This window comes from Vibrio sp. 10N.286.49.C3, from assembly GCF_041469545.1.
GTDB lineage: Bacteria > Pseudomonadota > Gammaproteobacteria > Enterobacterales > Vibrionaceae > Vibrio > Vibrio tasmaniensis_A.
Genome location: NZ_JBFRKT010000048.1, coordinates 26,050 through 46,154, shown reverse-complemented (window position 1 = coordinate 46,154; position 20,105 = coordinate 26,050). Strand labels below are relative to the sequence as shown.

16 protein-coding genes are annotated in these 20,105 nt (G+C 44.0%); 9 read left to right on the top strand and 7 right to left on the bottom strand.

The features are described 5' to 3' along the window. Window positions 1–235 precede the first annotated feature (235 nt). From AB4180_RS18075 to AB4180_RS18065, 3 genes are all read left to right on the top strand, one after another. Window positions 236–979: a 5-oxoprolinase subunit PxpA gene (locus AB4180_RS18075; RefSeq protein WP_032555051.1), complete on the top strand. Its 744-nt coding sequence runs from the start codon at window positions 236–238 to the stop codon at window positions 977–979. A gap of 181 nt (window positions 980–1,160) precedes the next feature. Beyond that, window positions 1,161–1,928, top strand: a complete 768-nt coding sequence (locus AB4180_RS18070; protein ID WP_009845379.1) for an allophanate hydrolase subunit 1 — start codon at window positions 1,161–1,163, stop codon at window positions 1,926–1,928. Continuing rightward, window positions 1,921–2,871 (top strand): biotin-dependent carboxyltransferase family protein, encoded by a 951-nt coding sequence (locus tag AB4180_RS18065; protein WP_009845380.1) that lies wholly within the window; start codon window positions 1,921–1,923, stop codon window positions 2,869–2,871. Before AB4180_RS18070 ends, AB4180_RS18065 begins: the two co-directional genes overlap by 8 nt. 168 nt (window positions 2,872–3,039) lie before the next feature. Here the strand turns inward: AB4180_RS18065 and AB4180_RS18060 are convergent, their stop codons facing one another. The 3 genes from AB4180_RS18060 to AB4180_RS18050 form a co-directional block, all read right to left on the bottom strand. After that, window positions 3,040–4,494: an FAD-dependent oxidoreductase gene (locus AB4180_RS18060; RefSeq protein ID WP_102250457.1), complete on the bottom strand. Its 1,455-nt coding sequence runs from the start codon at window positions 4,492–4,494 to the stop codon at window positions 3,040–3,042. A gap of 530 nt (window positions 4,495–5,024) precedes the next feature. After that, on the bottom strand, window positions 5,025–7,463 hold the full coding sequence (locus AB4180_RS18055) for an ABC transporter permease (protein WP_102250458.1): 2,439 nt from the start codon (window positions 7,461–7,463) through the stop codon (window positions 5,025–5,027). A 1-nt stretch (window position 7,464) separates the two neighbouring features. Beyond that, window positions 7,465–8,139 carry an ABC transporter ATP-binding protein gene (locus AB4180_RS18050; RefSeq protein WP_009845334.1) on the bottom strand — a complete coding sequence of 225 codons (675 nt, stop codon included), beginning with the start codon at window positions 8,137–8,139 and terminating at the stop codon, window positions 7,465–7,467. Here AB4180_RS18050 and AB4180_RS18045 point away from each other — a divergent pair. The 5 genes from AB4180_RS18045 (at window position 8,138) to mrdA (ending at window position 16,056) form a co-directional block, all read left to right on the top strand. Next, complete coding sequence (locus AB4180_RS18045; RefSeq protein WP_102250459.1) at window positions 8,138–8,755, top strand: arylesterase; 618 nt, start codon at window positions 8,138–8,140, stop codon at window positions 8,753–8,755. The genes AB4180_RS18050 and AB4180_RS18045 overlap by 2 nt on opposite strands. An 81-nt stretch (window positions 8,756–8,836) precedes the next feature. Next, entirely contained in the window at window positions 8,837–10,036 is a 1,200-nt protein-coding gene (gene fabV / locus AB4180_RS18040) for an enoyl-ACP reductase FabV (protein WP_017097928.1), read from the top strand. A 178-nt stretch (window positions 10,037–10,214) separates the two neighbouring features. Continuing rightward, window positions 10,215–12,122 carry a GGDEF and EAL domain-containing protein gene (locus tag AB4180_RS18035; protein ID WP_102250460.1) on the top strand — a complete coding sequence of 636 codons (1,908 nt, stop codon included), beginning with the start codon at window positions 10,215–10,217 and terminating at the stop codon, window positions 12,120–12,122. A gap of 118 nt (window positions 12,123–12,240) precedes the next feature. Continuing rightward, complete coding sequence (locus AB4180_RS18030) at window positions 12,241–13,914, top strand: ABC-ATPase domain-containing protein (RefSeq protein WP_017102140.1); 1,674 nt, start codon at window positions 12,241–12,243, stop codon at window positions 13,912–13,914. Between the two features lie 243 nt (window positions 13,915–14,157). Further along, entirely contained in the window at window positions 14,158–16,056 is a 1,899-nt protein-coding gene (gene mrdA / locus AB4180_RS18025; protein WP_102250461.1) for a penicillin-binding protein 2, read from the top strand. 181 nt (window positions 16,057–16,237) lie between these two features. Here mrdA and AB4180_RS18020 read toward each other — a convergent pair whose 3' ends face one another. Together AB4180_RS18020 and AB4180_RS18015 are read right to left on the bottom strand one after the other, a co-directional pair. Beyond that, a complete protein-coding gene (locus AB4180_RS18020; RefSeq protein ID WP_102250462.1) occupies window positions 16,238–16,858 on the bottom strand; it encodes a DNA-J related domain-containing protein in 621 nt (206 codons plus the stop codon). Between the two features lie 305 nt (window positions 16,859–17,163). Continuing rightward, window positions 17,164–18,003 (bottom strand): isopenicillin N synthase family oxygenase, encoded by an 840-nt coding sequence (locus tag AB4180_RS18015; RefSeq protein ID WP_009845327.1) that lies wholly within the window; start codon window positions 18,001–18,003, stop codon window positions 17,164–17,166. A gap of 200 nt (window positions 18,004–18,203) precedes the next feature. Between AB4180_RS18015 and AB4180_RS18010 the strand changes: the two genes are divergently transcribed. Beyond that, complete coding sequence (locus tag AB4180_RS18010) at window positions 18,204–18,812, top strand: DUF2238 domain-containing protein (protein ID WP_102250463.1); 609 nt, start codon at window positions 18,204–18,206, stop codon at window positions 18,810–18,812. Between the two features lie 92 nt (window positions 18,813–18,904). On the opposite strand, the gene AB4180_RS18005 is transcribed toward AB4180_RS18010, so the two are convergent. Both AB4180_RS18005 and AB4180_RS18000 read right to left on the bottom strand, forming a co-directional pair. Then, a complete protein-coding gene (locus AB4180_RS18005) occupies window positions 18,905–19,156 on the bottom strand; it encodes a hypothetical protein (protein WP_102250464.1) in 252 nt (83 codons plus the stop codon). Between the two features lie 18 nt (window positions 19,157–19,174). After that, the gene (locus AB4180_RS18000; protein WP_102250465.1) at window positions 19,175–20,086 is read right to left on the bottom strand and encodes a DMT family transporter; all 912 of its coding nucleotides are present in this window, start codon (window positions 20,084–20,086) and stop codon (window positions 19,175–19,177) included. Between the last annotated feature and the right edge of the window lie 19 nt (window positions 20,087–20,105).

Here is a 20,105-nt window from a genome sequence, read left to right as displayed (position 1 = left end):
TAGATGGAACGCTGTTTGTCGATTGCTTCTTTTTCAATTATCTTTAACCATAGTTTCTATACGTTATTGATGAAAGGAAGCATTTTTCACAATCTGTTCTTTAGCGGGTTTGATACATGCCGTGACCTTATAGTAGATGCAGTTTTTGGTGTCGAAAATTTGAGTTAGGTCACTGTTTATTTATGGTATTTATAAGACCGTCATTACTCACCTCAACGTAAAGGGTTAGCACCACGTGACAACGAAGATTTTGCTTAATTGCGACATGGGAGAAAGTTTCGGCAATTGGAAGATGGGCGATGACGAGTCGGTCATGGAATGGGTCGATATGGCAAACATCGCTTGTGGCTTTCACGCGTCTGATCCGCACGTTATGTCTAAGACCATAAAACTGGCGCAGTACTATCACACCCAAATTGGTGCCCACCCTGGTTATCAAGATTTAGTTGGGTTTGGTCGCCGTTCTATTCCTCATACCATGGACGAGATCAGTGAGCTAGTTTGTTATCAAGTCGGTGCACTACAAGCGCTGTGCCGCTATCACCACACCTCTGTTGGCTATGTGAAACCTCATGGCGCCCTTTACAACGATATGATGGCGAACATTGATGTGTTTAATGCCGTTGCCCAAGCCGTCGCTGAATTTAACATCCCCCTAATGATCCTCTCTTCGTCAGACAATCAGCAGTATTTAGATATTGCTGACGATCATGATTTACCCCTCTTGTTTGAAGCGTTTGCTGACCGTGCATACTTGAATAATGGGCAGTTATCGCCGCGAACTCAAAAAGGCTCGGTTTACGTTAATCAGGACGACATCTACAACCAAGTCATGCAAATCATTAACTACGGTTCAGTCACAACGCTCGAAGGTGAACGACTCCCTATTGAAGCCGACACGATTTGTGTCCACGGCGATAATCCACAATCGATCGCATTGATAAAGAAAATCAGACAAGACCTCAACGCTTTTAACTAATATGAAGCGTGTGATTGGTATGGCGCATGGCCTTATCGCTCGCCTTACGAGCACCTAACCAATTGCTCGTAAGGTCTAATTGCTTTGTATTGGTTTGGACACGGAAGTGAGATGCGCCAAATAAGTAAACAAAAGGCAAGTAAGCTAGTAAAAGGCAAGCAAACAAACGTATGGAAACGAAATGACGACGAATCAAATTGAATTCAATATAGCGCCAGTCGCGGAATGCAGCGTTTTGGTCACCTTGACGCTATCGCCTTCAAATAGTCAATCTAACAGCGAATATGCGCAGTACATGGCTCATCTTTCCAATGCCATTCGCCAAAACTTGGCATCTATATTGATGAATGTGACACCGGCTTACCACACCATTCTGGTTGACTACTTACCTTATCGAATTTCCGAAAAGAAACTCATCGAACAACTCAACACCTTATTGAGTCATGCTATTTCGTCCTTATCTAGTGTTAGTTACACTCGTGACACTATCGAGCTTCCCGCTTATTACTCACCAGAAACGGCTCTCGACTTAGGCCGATATCAAGACAAAGGCCTGTCGCTCGACGATATTATTCAATATCACACCTCACAGACATACAGCGTCAGTGCGATTGGATTTACGCCTGGCTTTGCGTTTATGTCTGATGTGGTCAATGAGCTTGCTTTGCCCCGTCATTCAACCCCACGTTTAAGTGTACCGAAAGGCAGTATCGCCATCGCAGATACGAAAACGGCGGTGTACCCTTCGGACTCACCGGGTGGCTGGAATATTATTGGCAATTGCCCGCTTCCGTTGTTCGATCACAGCCAATTGAAGAACGCTGATACCACGCAAACGCCGCTGTCTCTACTTAATGTCGGTGACACAGTCCGTTTCATCGCGATTTCAAAACAAGAATTTGTTGAACTCAGGTTTATGGAGATTAGTGGAGGTGTCGCTAATGGTTAAGACTAAAGCCAAACCAACGCTGACAGTCATTAAGCCCGGCCCGTTGAGTTTGATTCAAGACTTCGGACGATTTGGTGTCGCTCATCTCGGGTTGACACAAGGTGGCCCTGTTGATGATTACTCGTATAGCTGGGCCAATCACCTGCTCGGAAACCCAGTCAACCAAGCAGTGTTGGAAATCACGCTTGGGCAATGCGCGTTACGAATCGATTTTGATTGTGAGATGGCATTATGTGGTGGCGATTTACAAGCGAAGCTCGATGGTAAACCACTGTCGAACTGGCGTACTTTTCAAGCTTTCTCAGGGCAAGTCCTCTCATTTGGTTTACCTAAAAATGGTCTAAGGGCGTATTTAGCTGTTAAGGGGGGCTTCGATGTTCCATCAACTCTTGATAGCTGTTCTACGGTGACTCGTGAAAAGATTGGTGGATTAACGCAAGATGGACAGCCATGCCAGCAAGGGCAACACATTGCTTTTACCCAACACCAACTCTCTCGCTCGTTTCAAGCGTTGAGTGTCACCTTCCGATACACGCCTAATTACAACCTACCAGTGAACCTGCGAGTGATTGAAGGCTATCAAAGCGAGCTGTTCACTGGTTCAGCAAAAGAGACTTTGTATAACGCACAGTATCACGTTGACCAAAATTCAAATCGCATGGGCTATCGACTGAGTGGTCAATCGATTGATTCACCTGATATTTCGCTATTGTCTGAAGGCATTGCCTTAGGTGCGATTCAAATCCCCCAAGATGGGCAACCTATCGTGTTGCTTAATGACAGACAGACTATTGGTGGCTATCCGAAGATTGGATGTGTCGCCAGAATCGATTTACCGCGCTTAGCACAAGCCAAACCTGGACATAAAGTCTCGTTTAGTAAAGGGGATCGCTTAGGATTACAAGATGTGTGGTGCCAGTGGGCTCAATTTTTCGGCTACTAGTTTTTGCGATGTGTTATGTGCTAATTGCTATGTAGCTAAGAATCATTAGCTAGAGAGATGTCATTCGGATAAGTTTCGGTATCTAAGCAGGCATTTGAATGAAGATTCGGCTTACCTATCGCGCAAGCCGAATTGAAGATGTTTAGCGTAGTAGATTATGACTGAGTATTAAGCGTGATCTTGGCCTGATACCTTTGCAAGGGCTTCTGGGTATCCGCGTTCTTGTGTCAAATCTATCGCTTTATTCTCAATATTCTTTAGATTAAGTGACATTGTCACTGAGTGTGTATTTTCAATCGATACTGACTCTGCGACATCAAACCAATGCTCAGCGACCTTTTGCGCTGCCTCTAAGGTTGAAGATGCTTTGACTACTTCAAGTCGAGCATAGCGATCACCACAGAATGACACGTCTGAAGCTCTTAAGCTCGGATCGGTTCCCGGAATCTGCTGTGCACCGAACAAAGGCTTACCACCTACCAGTGCAGAGCTAAAACTTGGGATGAACTGAGACATATGCGTTATCGCAGCGCGAGTTCTTAATTCGAGCTGCTCTTCACTCCAACCTGATACGATTTTCTTAAGAAGCTTAGAAGGCAACTGAGGCTGTGATGAATCTGTTGATGATGAAACAAGCCCACCCTCAAACAGAGTAATCCCTTCTGTCATACCGTGAAGTTGGAATACACCATCAGCGTACGGTGTTAACTGAGCCATGCCTTGCGGTGTGCCTCTCGGGCCATGGAAGATAACCTCTGGCCACTCTTCCTTACATTCTTGCGAATACGGCCACTGCGTAACGTATGCGGCTTTGAACTCAACAAGCCTTTGTTGCTTAGAACCGACAAAGTCATCCACGATGCCCGTTTCAAAGCCACTTGCATTAATCAAGTAGTCGGTCGTTAGGTGACAGCTTTGGTTCTCAGCGTCTGTATAAGTCAAAGACCAACCTTGCGCTAACGATTCAACAGATTGTAATCGGCTGTTGGTTAACACGGTACAATTAGACTGTTGCCCCAAAGAGAGTTGAGCGGTTGCAGATAAGCGGAATACACTCCAACCATACTCTTGAACCATAGCAACAGGATACTTAAGGGTTTCTAGATCCGTATGTTTAGCGAAAGGAATACACCATTCATCAAGCGATATTGGTTTTAGAGGCTGTGTTTGAGTAGCAAGTGCTAGTAACTCTTCTTTACTATACAGCTTGTAATACTCTTCCGGTTTACCAAGCACTTGGTTGCTTTTATCTTGATTAACAAGCTCAGCATAAGCGTTCTTGATTATCTTTAGGCGCGGAAGAAGATCCAACGGCTCTCCACCATCACTGTGTGGAACAGCGATAATTGTCGGACGAATATTGATCGTATGGGGAAACAAGCGGACGGTATCAATTGACTGCGTGAGCAACTGAAGACACTGCTCTACAGAAATATCTCGATACAAATTGCCGCCAGCGTGCAGGTGGCAAATTGGTGGACCATTAACCAAACTCGGTCCTTTTTCCAAAATAGTGACCTTATAACCCAACTCACTAAAATGAATTGCGCTCGTCGTTCCGGCAATACCACCACCAACAATGGCAATAGAAGGCTGATTTGTATCCGTTTTGTTGTGGTTCATCGTGTTCTGTAGAATATGATTAACTGCCGCTATTCTACTTTTGTTCTGCTACGAATTAAAACACATTTTTATCAAGGTCTTAGATAGGCAGTATTTAATATCTATGTAAAAAACCTAAATAATCTCTTGACTCAATAACTCCAGATTGAGTTTTAAAGGTTATTATAACCGTCACATTTGTCCTAAGTGACGCCACATAAAGGCTGCCTCAGTACTCTTAAAACATAGATGTTAACTTATCCCTAAAGTTATCCACCGTTTTTGTGGATAACTGTTGATAACGTTCTTGCTAAGTTGCGCAAGCCCTTTGTTTACAGGGACTAACCGCTGTTCATTAAATCAGCATTATTGCGCAATTAGTTTTAAAAACACTAAAAAAACGGGAAATTAAGGTGCGATGTTCGTAACTTGTGCTACGCATTGGTCAAATAAAAAGCGGTCTAAAGAGACGTCTTATAAATAGTGAACGACTAAGTATAAGTAATGTCACTTTTAGACCGTTTTAAGCATTTGTGAGATCTCGCTAGCGACTAGCCAAAATCCTTGTTTACTGGTGCCAACAAACGTTTGATTAAGCTATTCACTACCGCAGCCAATGTGATAAACGTCAGCACGGGTAGCGCTATCCACAGTATTGGGTGGAGTGAAGGTTGTAACTCAAAGCCAAAGTTCATTACCCCTGCAACACTGAGTTCAGAACCTAGCGCAGCAATTGAGCCAGCTACTAACGCCATCACCCCGTATTCACACCAAATAGTGTTGAGAATACGCTTCTTACTCGCGCCTAAGGTTCGGTACAAGCGTATCTCTTGTTGTCTTTGAGATAAGCTCAGTCGCAACAGAGTGAAGATAAGCAATAGCCCCGCCACCACACCTAACGCGGCAAGTACGGTTATCGACCAAACAATCTGTTTGAGCAACTCTTGGATCTTGCTACCCATTTTACGAATGTCCATCAAACTCACGGTCGGGTGATTTCGAGATAATTCGTTGAGCATTTGGTTGTGTTGCTCTTCTAATCTGAAGCTCACCAACCAAGTAGAAGGAATAGCGCTCAAAACATCGGGAGTAAAAATGAAATAGAAGTTTGGCTTCATTTCACGCCATTCTACTTTTCGGATGCTGTTCACCTTGGCAGAGACGTTCTGGCTGTTGATTGTGAATGAAAGATCATCGCCAATTTTCAAACCAAGTTGCTCTGCGACATCGGATTCCACAGATACGCCCTGCTCTTGTGTCCAGCTGCCTTCTAATACTTCATTGTACTCAGGCAGGCTATCTCCCCAAGTGAAGTTGATCTCGCGACTTAGTGCATCTGTTTCTTCTGAGGTCTCGCTGTATTTCGCCGCCTCAACGCCGTTAATGGTTGTGAGCCTTCCTCGTATAATTGGAAACGCTTGAGTACGCTCTACTTCGTTTGCATCAATCGTCTCGAGATAACTGTCTTTCTCATAGCTCGCAATATTCAGCGCAAACGCATTAGGTGCGTTCTCGGGCAAAGTTTGCTGCCAATCTGACAACAAGTCACTTCTCACTAGCCATATGATCGATAACAGCATCAAAGACAGCGCTAAAGAACCAAATTGAATCCCTGTTGCTAATGGTGTGCGATTAATTCGGCTCAATGCCAAGCGCATAGATGTCGACGTCGGCAGTTGACCCACCAAACGCAGAACAAACGTACTGACAATCGCGAGTACTAAGAACAGGCAAGCGATACCCGCTAGAACTATCCATACCAACAGATTGTCACCGTACATCAGCATCATTGGAATAATAGGTACTAGCAACAACAGGTATTTCTTGTAGCTTTCATTAGACTGGTGACTTGATTGAATCACGCTGATTGCCGAAGTGCTTACCAAGCCAATTAACGGAATACCAAGAGCAGGCACACCAATGAGAATGCTTGATAAAATCGCCAAAATGACAGGTTCAATACCATAGCTAGGAAGTGGTGTTGGTAATAAGTCGCCCAGAGGTATACGAAGCAAAAATTCTAAGCCGATACCGATGGTAATTCCCAGTACTGCACCAATAACCACCAACAGAGACACCTGTACAGACAACCATTTAACGATCCACTGCTTGCTCGCACCTAAACTCTTAAGCATCGCAATGGTTTTACGACGACTCGCAACATAATGTTGGCAAGTGAGTACCAAAGTGGTCGCAGCCATGATCACAACGATAGCAACCGTTAGCGATAAGTATTGAGTCGTACTTTCGAACATCTCGTTGGTACGACTGGCTGAGTCTTGTGTACGCCAGCGATCACTTGGTGTCAGTTCGATACTGTCTTGTGCTGCTTTGAGTTTCGATTCATCACCATTTAAAAACAATCTAAAGCTAACGCGGCTACCTGGTTGGATTGCGCCTGTCGCTTCAACATCATTATTGTGAATCAGAACAGCAGGCATTTGTTGGAAAGGGTTAAAACTCAAGCCCGGTTCTTGCGCGATACGCCCTGTGATTGTTAAATCGGCATCGCCTATCGTGACATTGTCACCTATCTCAACTTCTAGCTGAGCAAATATACGCTCATCAAGCCACAATTCCCCCGGTTCAACATGATTGCTTGCCGCGTTATCTGCGCCTTCCAGTATCATTTCACCGCGTAAAGGGTAATTGCTCTCTACGGCTTTAACAGTAACCAACTGCATCGAGTTATCACTGAATGCCATGGTTGAGAAGCGAGTTAACTGAGAGCTTTCTAACTGTTCAACCTGAGTCAGGTCTAATAAAGGTTGGGGGATTGGGTTTGCCGATACAAATACACTGTCGGCGGTTAACGCATCTTTGCCCTGCTTTACGATCACTTGTTCCATACGCTCAGCTAAAGCTGAAAGCGCGAACACACAAGCTATAATGAGCGTTAGAGCGATGGATACCGGCCATAGCTGACCATGTCGAATCTCTTCGATGCTCCATGAAAACAGTCGTTTATTCAGTCCGTGTGATGAATTCAATTTACACTTCCTCTATGTGACCGACATGCATTTTCAAGGTTCGTTGGCAACGCTGTGCGAGCTTAGGGTCATGCGTGACGAGAACAAGCGTTGTACCGTGCGATGAATTAAGTTCGAACAACAGCTCGACGATTTTCGCTGCCGTTTGTTGATCTAAGTTGCCTGTAGGTTCATCAGCAAAAAGGATTTTTGGCTTGATCATAAACGCGCGAGCTAAAGCGACTCTTTGTTGTTCACCGCCTGATAGCTGAGATGGCAGGTGATCAAGCCTGTCTTTCAAGCCCACTGATTCAAGCAAAGCCGTCGCGCGTTCGATGTCTTCGTCTTCACCTTTTAACAAACAAGGCAGCGTGACGTTTTGCAGGGCAGAAAGGCTTGGGATCAATAAGAAGCTTTGGAAAACAAACCCAACGGATTCACTGCGGATTTTGGCTCTCGCTTCGTCATCAAGCTGTGATAGAGGTTGGCCTAACAAACTGATTTCGCCAGAAGTTGGCACATCGAGCCCTGCAAGCAGTGTCATTAACGTGGATTTACCAGCACCTGAAGTACCGACGATCGCAACCGTTTCACCCTCACGAATATCGATATCAACATGCTCTAAGATTGTTAAATGTTCTTGATTAGTAGACACTGTCTTGGAAACAGCTTCTGCTTTTATGATGGATGTATGCATGACTCGACTAATTTCCTTTTTATTCTTAATTATATTTTCAACCGCTTCTTTGGCTCAAGATACCGAGTTAGATTCTAAGTTACTGGTGCTTGGTGATAGCTTGAGTGCTGGTTATAACATGGACATCAAACAGAGTTGGCCAAGCCTGTTACCAGACGCGTTAGCAAAGCATGACAAAACGATAACCGTGGTCAACGGAAGTATTTCTGGTGACACAACTGGCAATGGCTTAGCTCGTTTACCACAATTGCTTGAAGAACACGCCCCAGACACTGTTCTTATCGAACTCGGTGCGAATGATGGTCTTCGTGGATTCCCACCTAAGCTGATGTCTGCGAATCTTGATCAAATCATTAAGCAGATAAAAGCTGCGGGCGCGAAACCTATTATGATGAAGATTAAAATCCCACCGAATTACGGTAAGCGTTACAACCAGCAGTTTGAATACGTCTTTGCAGCGCTTGCTGATCAACAAAGCGTGCCACTTTTGCCGTTTTTCCTAGAGCATATCATCCTCAAACCGGAGTGGATGATGAACGATGGACTGCATCCAAAACCAGAAGCTCAGCCTTGGATTGCTGAATTTGTCGCCAAAGAATTATATCAGTATCTTTAGGTTTTAATGGTCTAGCTCAATAAATTTTACACAGCTTTACGTTAGCCTGAGTGCATATCACCGTTAACTGTAAGGTTATTTATGCTGATCGAACCTATTATCAAGGGTGTGGTAGCCAAAAGCGCTCACCCTCTAGGCTGTCAAGAAGCCGTAAAGCAACAAATCAAGTTTGTTAAGAGTGCGCCGCAGATCAAAGATGGCCCTAAGCGAGTACTGATTATCGGTGCTTCCTCTGGCTTTGGACTTGCCGCTCGCATTGCCCTCACCTTTGGCGGTGCAAAAGCTGACACCATCGGCGTCTCATTCGAGCGCGGTCCTAACGAAAAATCCCTAGGCAGCGCTGGTTGGTACAACAACATTTATTTCAAGAAAGAAGCCGAACGAGAGCAACGCACTGCTATCAACATTGTTGGCGACGCATTTTCACAAGAAACACGTTCACAAGTTGTCGAAGCCATTGAAACCTACTTCGAAGGTGAAGTGGATCTAATTATCTATAGCTTAGCCGCTGGCGTAAGACCCAAACCAAATACCGAAGAATTCTGGCGCTCTGCCATTAAGCCAATCGGTGAAAGCGTGACTGGTGCGACTATCTCACTAGAGCACGACAACTGGGTGACCAACACACTTGATGCTGCAACGGAAGAAGAAGCCGAAAGCACACTCAAAGTCATGGGCGGCGAAGATTGGGAACAGTGGATAGATGAGCTGATCAATGCTGAATCTATTGCCCCAGGTTGCAAAACCATTGCTTTTTCTTACGTTGGTCCAGAAGTCACGCACCCTATCTACTTAGACGGTACTTTGGGCCGCGCTAAAATAGACCTTCATCAAACAAGTCACGCACTTAACCTTGAACTAGCTAACTTTGGCGGTAATGCTTACGCGACCGTGTGTAAAGCATTAGTGACCAAAGCGAGTGTGTTCATTCCGGGGCTAAGCCCTTACCTACTCGCTTTATATAGAGTGATGAAAGAAAAAGAGACCCACGAAGGTTGTATCCAACAAATGCAACGCTTATTCAGCAGTAAGCTGTATGGACAAACCAAAGTACCACTTGATGGCGAGCGCCTAATTCGGATGGATGAATGGGAACTCGACCCAGAAACCCAAGCTCATGTGACTGAACTACTTGAAGCTATGGATGAAAACAACTTCCAATCAATCGGTGACTATCAAGGTTTTAAAGAAGAGTTTTTACAGTTGAACGGTTTTGCTCAACCATCGGTAGACTATAAAGAGAAACTTAACACTGATGATTTTATAAAGTTAAAGCCTTAATCGAAACTTATCTCATTACTGAGACCCAGATTCACATTTGAAAACCTCCGCAAAATTGCGGAGGTTTTTTTGTGCAACATTTCTTATACTTAGTTAATGTAATATTCACAGTTTATTTGGTTCATCTTAATTAACACAGGATGTGTTGATGCATTTAGCATAATTGACTCGGAGTCATATGAAGAAGATAAAAACGATAGACTTAGATATCCCTGACGATATGGCCTCCAGCTGGCAAAATATTGTCGACCTCTTAGCTCAAATCACTCAAGTGCCTGCTGCACTTATCATGCGTGTTCATACCAACTACATTGAAGTTTTCTCTACCAGCCACAGTCAGGATAACCCTTATAACAAAGGCGATTCTGAAACATTAGGAAATGGCCTTTACTGCGAAACAGTGATGGAGTCTCAGCAGCAGCTTTTAGTACCCAATGCGCTTGCCGATGCTGATTGGAAAAACAACCCCGACACAAAGCTTGGCTTAATCTCTTATTGTGGCATTCCGCTATTTTGGCCTAACGGCGAATTGTTCGGCACCATTTGTATCTTGGACTCGAAAGAAAATCACTACACGCCTACCTATATTAAGCTATTAGAAAGCTTTCGCACCTCTATAGAATCTCAATTAAAAACCTTGTTTCAACACGCTAAGCTCACTCAAATGAATCGTGACTTAAAAAGCCGAGTTGCGACTCGCACTAAAGATCTCGCGAGTCTTAATTATTCATTAAACCAAGAGATTGATAAGCGCAGAGCGGCAGAACAAGAGATCAATTTCCAAAAAAATCACGATCTCGGCACGGGTTTTTTGAACCGAAGTGCTTTTGAGTCGCGCTTAGATCAGAAGTTGTTGTCACAACAAAGGTTTACTGGTGGCTCACTCGCAGTAATCCATATTGGATTTACTAATGGCAGGCGCATTCAAGCTCGATATGGCTACAACGCGTTAGACCAAGTGCTTGTTGAATACCGACAACGCATCGACAGTATCTCTGATGTCGAGGTATTAACTGCGCGCCCTACTTCGGTTGACCTTGTGTTGGCGTTCAGCGTTAAAGATTTGCACCAACGTATCGAAGAACTATGCCAGACACTGGTAAAAGTCGGTCATTCAGAATTTGACATTGGTAGTGACAAAATTCATCTGCATGCCTTTATAGGGATTGCGATTACTGAGCACGACGATGGTGCTGACAGTATTATCCAAAAATCTTCAGAAGCGATGTTGGCATGTAAAGATTCCGGACAGAAGTTCGCTTACTATTCTCAGTCTCATGCTGAAGAACAAAGTCATATTAATAAGATTGAAGGTTATTTACTCCAAGCGGTTCGTAATGATGACCTTATGCTCTATTTTCAGCCTAAAGTATGCCCGTTGACTCATCGCTGGGTTGGTGCAGAGGCTCTACTGCGTTGGCGACACCCCGTTCTGGGAGACATATCTAACGAAACTTTAATACACATGGCCGAGCAAAACGGATTGATTTTCGAAGTGGGAAATTTTGCTCTGCGCAACGCTATAGAGCAAGCGAAAGAGTGGTCCGAATACGTTGAAGATTTCAAAATAGCCGTAAACGTATCTGCTATTCAATTGAAGAATGTTGATTTCGCAGACCAAATTATTCACCTGTTGGAAACCTATCACCTAGAACCTCATTTCTTAGAACTTGAAGTCACGGAAAGTTGCCTCATTGCAGATGAAGTCGTCGCGAAAAATACATTGGAATCGTTACACAATATTGGCGTTACATTGTCACTGGATGACTTTGGGACGGGCTATGCCTCATTTAGTTACCTTAAGAAATTCCCATTCGATACGATTAAAATTGATAAGAGCTTCGTCGACCAAATGCTCAACTCACAGGAAGACTCGGAGATCGTTCGGTCCATAGTCCAAATCGCGAAAAAGCTCGACTTAAAAGTCACAATTGAAGGCATAGAATCGGAAGTTCAAGAGCAATTTATCATCAATGAAGGCTGTGATGTGGGACAAGGTTACCTTTATGGCAAGCCAATGCCGAGCCAAGAATTCGAACACAGCTTAATCAATCAAAACTATTTGGGGACAACTCGTTACGCTTAAGGCGAAAAAGAGCACTTTGTTTTGGATTTAGGCCTACTTTCTCTTTACTCTATAGGTGGTGATTTTTATAATCGCCGCCTTTCTGTTTTATCTTCCCTTTATATAGGCATTCCTCGTTATGGATCAGTTGACTGCAAAGCTTAAAAAGCTCGAAAAACAAAACTTCCGCGCATATCAACAAATTAAAGGTCAATACGACTTTGCTGATTTCGAATTACACATCGACCACGTTCAAGGTGACCCGTATGCATCATCTTCACGTTTTCGCGCAACACGCGCTTGGTCGTTAACAGGGTTAGATTGGCTTAAAGAAAAATCTTACGAATACCAAGTAGCAGCACGTGACTTCATTGCACGTAGCTTCTCTGAATTTGCTAAGCAAGAAGTGACCGTGTCTATCGCACTAACCGGCCAAACTGTTTTGGATAACACATCTGTGGTTTTCACCGAGCACGGTATCGAAATTCGTTTTCGTATCAACCTACCCGCTGATGGTCGTAGTATTCTTGCAAAGAAAGCAATCAACATCATTACATTCTATTTGCCTAAGTTTATTCGTCGCGCAACGCTTGAACGCGAACTCAATATTGAAGCGATGATTAAGCATTGTGAAGCTGTTGAAGACCAAGACGCATTGCGTGCTCAATTGGAAGAAAACAACCTAGCGGCATTCGTAGCAAATGGCAGCGTATTACCTCGTATTGCAGGTAACTGCGACCTGCCAATGAAAGGCGCGGTTCCTTTCCTAGCACCAGAGTCTTTAAGTGTGACGCTAAACGCGCCAAACCAAGGTGATGTGACTGGCCTAGGCATTCCAAAAGGTATCACGCTAATCGTTGGTGGTGGTTTCCATGGTAAATCTACGCTGTTGAACGCTGTTGAACGTTCTATCTACAACCATATTCCTGGTGACGGTCGTGAAGGTATCGTGACGGCGACTGATACGATGAAGATCCGCGCTGAAGATGGCCGCTGTGTTCACAACTTGAACCTATCAAATTACATCAACCATTTGCCGATGCAAAAAGACACATCTGATTTCAGTACACAAGATGCATCAGGTTCTACATCGCAAGCGGCTTGGCTACAAGAATCGATTGAAGCAGGCGTTCAAACACTACTTATTGATGAAGATACGTCAGCGACTAACTTCATGATTCGTGACGAACGTATGCAAGCGCTAGTATCAAAAGGTGCTGAGCCAATCACTCCACTTGTTGACCGTATTGGCCAACTACGTCAAGAAATGGATATCTCTACCATCGTTGTAATGGGTGGATCTGGCGATTACCTAGACGTGGCTGACACTGTGATTCAAATGCACGACTACCAAGCAGTAGACGTAACTGATAAAGCACAAGAAGTGATAGCTCAACACCCTACTCAACGAACTAACGAATGTGAGACCGCATTAGAAACGTTTGTTCCTCGCTCGTTAAACCGCGCTGCATTGATGAACATTCTTACTGACGGCAAATTCCGAGTTAACGCGAAAGGCAAAGAGTCACTGCGTTTTGGTAAGGAATTCGCGGACCTTTCTGCATTAGAGCAGTTAGAATCAACGTCAGAAGTGAACGCGATTGGTTGGGCCTGGTTCCAGTTTGCACAAACTCCAGGTTGGTCAAACAACCCAGCTAAAGAGTTTAGCGCTATCTTAAGCGATGAATGGCATGTGAACATGCCAAACTACGGTGACTTAGCGAAACCAAGAGTTTTAGATGTAATGGCTGCTCTAAACAGAATGCGTAAATCTCAGTTCAAACCTTCGAACTCGAACTCCAACTCGAACTAATATGTCGCGTTAAGTTAACCTTATCTCGTATTACGGCTCTCATTTATGAGAGCCGTTTTTTTGCGTTCAATTCCTATATTTCTATCTGATTCGGCCACTCTTTACGTGACTACATTGTTGGTCAGCGCTTTAATCATAGAAATCCCAAAAATCATGACATAGCTTTTACAAAACTATGGCGATATTCAGATAAAGTTCCGACTCGATAGGTGTAACTAAATGTAACAGACTCTTGAGGCTTCAATGAATCATAAACGCGTTAAGATGCGTGACCATAAAATCGAAGTAAACCTATTCAAAAACCGTGTAATCGTGGCGTTTTGTGGGATCTTACTGTTCACTCTCGTCTTAGTCGCCAACCTGTACCGACTTCAAGTCGACAATTTTGAAAGCTATCAAACTCGTGCTGATGGCAACAGAATCAAAGTATTGCCTATCGCGCCTACTCGCGGGCTAATTTACGATCGTAATGGTGTGTTGCTTGCCGAGAACAAGCTTGTGTTTAATCTGACGATGATTCCCGAGCAAACAGATGACGTCGATACCATGCTCGCCAAGCTCGACAAATACATCCCACGTGATGTTGAGCAGATCGCTCGATTCAAAAAACGTTATCACAACACGCGCCGTTTCAAATCTGTCACTATATTAGAGAACCTAAGTGAAGAAGAGATTGCTAAGTTTTCGGTGCACCAGTACCAATTCCCCGGCTTATCGATTGATACGAACTTAAAGCGCTTTTACCCAAATGGAGAGGTGCTGACACATGTCTTAGGGTATGTGGCACACATCAATGATAGTGACCTAAAGAAGCTAGAAGAAAAAGGCATCGAAGCGAATTATCAAGCAACTACTATTATTGGTAAGCTGGGTGTCGAACGCTATTACGAAGATATCCTACACGGAACCAAAGGCTATCAAGAAGTTGAAGTAAACAGTCGTGGCCGTGTTGTTCGGACTATTGAGTACGTGCCGCCAGTTGCAGGCAAAGACATCGTGTTAAATATTGACCTTGAACTGCAAAAATATGTATTTGAGCAACTTGATCACCGAACCGGAAGTGCGGTTATCCTCGATCCGAAAGACAACAGTGTACTGGCGATGGCATCTAGCCCAAGTTATGACCCTAATCTATTTGTCGACGGCATTTCGAGTAAGAACTACCAACGTCTATTGAATGACCCTGCTCACCCGTTGGTGAATCGCACCACACTGGGCGTTTACCCTCCAGCATCCACCATAAAACCATTTATGGCCGTTGCTGGATTACAAGAGCATGTTATATCAGAAAACACCATTCGTGATGATCACGGTTCATGGCAAATTCCCGGTTCCAAACGCAACTCTAAATCATGGCGAGACTGGAAACGCTGGGGTCACGGTCCTGTTGACGTAACTCAAGCGATTGAAGAGTCGGTGGATTCATTCTTCTATCAAACCGCCTTTGATTTAGGTATCGACCGCATCTCAAGTTGGATGAATCGCTTTGGTTTTGGTGAACCTACGGGCATCGATATCTATGAAGAAAGTACCGCCAACATGCCAACTCGAGAGTGGAAGATGATGCGTTATCGTACCCCTTGGTATCAAGGTGACACCGTCCCTATTGGTATTGGTCAAGGGTATTGGACATCCACGCCAATGCAACTTGCCAAAGCAACCTCGGTACTAGTTAATCATGGGAAGGTAATGCCACCTCATATCTTGAGAGCTACCTTAGATCACGGTGAAGATTTTGATACGCAAAAACTGGTTGAACCTGAGCCGATGCTGTCGATCACTGAAGTACCAGACGAGATATGGGATGTACCTATTAATGCGATGCGACTCGTAAACCACGGCAGTCGAGGTAGCGGCAGACGTGCATTTAAAGGAACTGACTACACTAGCGGCGGTAAATCGGGAACAGCCCAAGTATTTGATCTTGCAAAAGATCAGGTCTACAACTCCAAGAAACTGGCTCGGCATTTACTCGACCACGCGCTTTACACGGCATTCGCACCTTACGAACACCCTGAATATGTCGCGACTGTGGTCATCGAGCACGGTAATGGTGGTTCCAAGGTCGGTGCCCCTTATATCCGTAAAGTACTCGACTATGCATTCGAACATAAGAGTGGCGAAAGCAAAGATCACTCATAGCATAATAAATGAAGTAAGAACGACGCTTAACCTAGTTACAACGCCTAGCCTAGTAACAATACAAGCGTAATGACGACAAAGCCCCACTTGTGTCACTCACAACATGGGGCTTTTCAATTTTATATAGGACTTAAATTTCACTCTAAAGAGTCAATAAACAGCGCAGTAAGAGTTACGTCGATTATGAACTTCGTAATACATGCCACGCCTCACAAAGCGTCTGGAATTTTGCCGTATTGCCCTCGTCTCTATCGGGATGCCACCGCAACGCCAGCTGTCGCCAACGCTTTCTAATTTCCTTATGCGTTGCGTCTACAGGGAGATCAAATAACTTCAATGCACGGTTTTTATCTAAATTGAGCGTATCAGCGCCAACAAACTTTCTGTACCGAGTCCAAAACTCGTTCAGCAGCCTTTTGACTTCACCTTCATCCGCTTCATAGTTAGCCCAATTAGTGTAGTAGTCTCGAAGTGGGTCTTGGTGATCAATGCTGTGGCTATTTCCATGATAGCTTCCATTCATCAATTCAATATCCATAGCTTGAACTTGAAGCCAACCATCAGGGTGCAACGTTTCTTGAAGCTGATACAGCGCATTCATAATGAGAAAGTTCTTCTTAAATAACTCCTTCTCGGGTGATGCATCTAATACAGGCATAAACCCAAGGTCGTTTAGATGAGCCGCCAGTGTGTGTACTTTCCATCCGCTTGGTTTTCGCTTAAGCACTTCCATAATGGGCCAGAGCAAAGGGTTCTCCATATGGCTATGAAAGCTCGCTCTCACACCTTGATTATTCGACATAGTTGGCTCATTTGCGTTATTAAGTTGTTAGCTTGTTAGCTTGTTAGCTTGTTAGGCATGATGAATTGCCCTAGGTCAGTGGGCTGACTTCTCTTAATTGAAAGCGATTTTCTACGATTTGTCGAGCTTAATGGAACACCACATTCAATTGCTTGGCTCAAGAGCCCGTTATCCATCAAAATTACGCAGCTAAGGTGACCAGTAATTGGCTATGATTGGTTTAGCTCTTTGGAAAAACAAAAAAAGGCCAGCAATTTTGCTGACCTCTGATATCTATACCAATTTTAGCACAAGGAACTAGTTAATTAGATAACACCAAGCTCTCTTAGACGTTCCATTAGGTATTCATTTGCGGTGTACTTCTCAGACAGTACAACTTCCGGTTTTGGGTGAAGGAATAGTGGCAAAGAGATACGAGATTTCTCTTGGCGTTCACCTGATGGATTAATTACACGGTGAGTTGTCGATGGGAAGTAACCACCTGATGCTTCTTGAAGCATGTCACCAATATTTATGATCATATTACCGAAGTCACATGGAACATCTAACCACTCGTCATTCTGAGCTTTAACTTGAAGGCCCGGTTCATTTGCTGCAGGAAGAACAGTCAGTAAGTTGATGTCTTCGTGAGCGGCTGCGCGGATAGCACCTGGCTCTTCATCGCCTTGCATTGGTGGGTAATGAAGAACGCGAAGCAGTGTTTGTTCGCTGCCATTAATCATTTCAGAAAGCGCGATTGAGAACTTCTCTTGTACTTCTTGAGGCGCATGTGCTTCAACCCAACCTAATAGTTCTTGAGCAAAAGCATTAGCACGTTGGTAGTAATCTAGAATCTGTTCTTTTAACTGTTCAGGAATCTGACCCCAAGGGTATACGTGAAAGTATTCTTTGATGTCTTTTACAGTGTGGCCCTTAGCAACTTCAGAAACTGAAGGTGGAAAATATCCATCTTGTGTTTCAACATTGAAGTGGAAGTTCTCTTTCTCTTCAGAAATGAAGAATTGGTACCAGTTCTCGTAAATTGACTCAACAAGCTCTTTTGGGATGGGGTGATTCTTAAGAACACCAAAACCCGTTTCACGTAGAGATCGAACAAATTGTTCTGCTGCGTCGTCAGCAAGGTAATCGACAGTTTCCAGTTTCATGACTTTTCTTTCTTGTTATGTAGTAATGCAATGATTTTAAGGATCGCTTTGTTGTAAATCAAACTTTTGTGAAACTCCGCCAACCGTTTGTCTAGATACTGGGCGATAACACTACTTTTCAACAAATCTAGTGATTAGAACACAATTGAACACTGTTCATTATTATGTAACTATACAAAAAACTTATAAAGGATCTGATGATGACAATTACGCCACTTGCTCAAAATAGACCTCTACTCTCACTAACTGCTGTCTATCTTGTTATCTTTCTCTTTTCAGCCTTTGCGCCATCTTCAAGAGCCGTTTGGATCGCTGAGATCGTCCCTGCTCTCGGTATTCTTATCGGGATATGGTGGCTATCCACCAAGCTCACCTTTTCTAAGACAGCTTATGCTCTGATGTTTATCTGGCTTATTTTGCACACGATAGGCGCAAAATATACCTTCTCAGAAGTGCCATTTGACTGGTTCAATAACCTTATCGGCTCTGAGCGCAATAACTTTGACCGAGTAGCCCATTTCTCTATTGGTCTTTATGCCTATCCACTCGCAGAGTATTTGATTCGTAAGAAATTGGCTCAGCCGGTGCTAGCTTGTTTTTTTGCTCTATTTGCCATTATGAGTGTTGCTGCAGGCTATGAAATTATTGAGTGGTGGTACGCGGAGGTAGCGGGTGGTGATGAAGGTATCGCATTCCTAGGTTCACAAGGTGATATTTGGGACGCTCAGAAAGACATGCTTTGCGACACCACCGGAGCGATAGTCTCACTATTACTTCTTAAGCTTCAAGGCCGTGTCAGAACTCATTGATACTGAACTTCAATAACAGCTCTGAAGTGCCACACACATTATGTGCTGTGGCATTTTTATTTCATCGTGCGCTTTCATTTTATAGCTAGCGTTTACTTCATCGTCACTTTACCACCGATGAATTTGTAGGCAGGTGTACCTCTAACCAAGGTATCTCTTGCGAATTCGATACCACACTCAGGGCATACGCATGGCTCTGTCGTGAAATCTTCGACTATACGTTCCTTAAAGCACTTTACGAGCGCCCCTTTGCCACCCTTTCGATACTTGAAAAGTTGTGTCTTACATTTAGCGCAGAATATCTGAACCGTTTTTGTCGGTTGTTTCTTGTTTGGTTTAGCCATAGAGGTTAGTGATTGTACTTATTGTTTCTTAAGTTTAGGGGCGACAAGAACCAAGCTTATCCCAAGTAAAATGACAGTCGATGAGATAACAAATTGCATGGTGACAGGTTCAGATAACAACAAAACGCCGCCGAGTGTCGCGATAACTGGAACAGAAAGCTGTGCAATGGATGCGACGACCGTATTCAGCTTTTTCACGACGTAATACCACAAGCTATAACCCACGCCAGAGGCTACTGAACCAGACCATACTGCGTAAATCAAACCTTGTTCAGTGATGGATATTTGCGATGCCACACTAGGGATGACAGCTAACAGGCTTACTAACACAAGGATCGCTAACGAGCTAAAACTGAAGTTGGCGGTTGTAGATTGCAACGCGTTTTTAGACTTCTTACCCGCCAGAGTATAAATCCCCCACCCAATTCCAGCCAGAGCCATCAATATGATGGAGGTTATATCTGGTGAACTTGTCGATTCCGTCGGCATTAACAAGTAAACAAGCCCTGCTACAGATAACAAGCAACCACCCCACTCAAGCGATGACATTCTATTACCAGCGAATAAGTGTGCGGCAATCATCGTGAATTGAACCGCGACAAACAGGACCAAAGCACCAAGCCCTGCCCCTAGCGTTAAATAGGCAAACGAGAAGCCGAACATGTAAACGAGTAACGCCACTATGGCGGTTAAATCACACTGAGAACGAACCTTGGTATACATCGGTGCGTCATTGATTACTTTATCTTGTTTGCGTTTAGCGTTTGAAGATAAGGTTAATAAAATTAACAGAGTGAGCGCACCCGATAAGATACGCACGATCGAAAAACTCAAAGGATCAATTGTTTGATCCATCAAAGCCCAACGACACAACACTGAATTGGCAGCAAATGCCACCAGCGTAATAAGTGTGATAATCACCGTTTGCATCGTGTTGTCCTAATTGAGT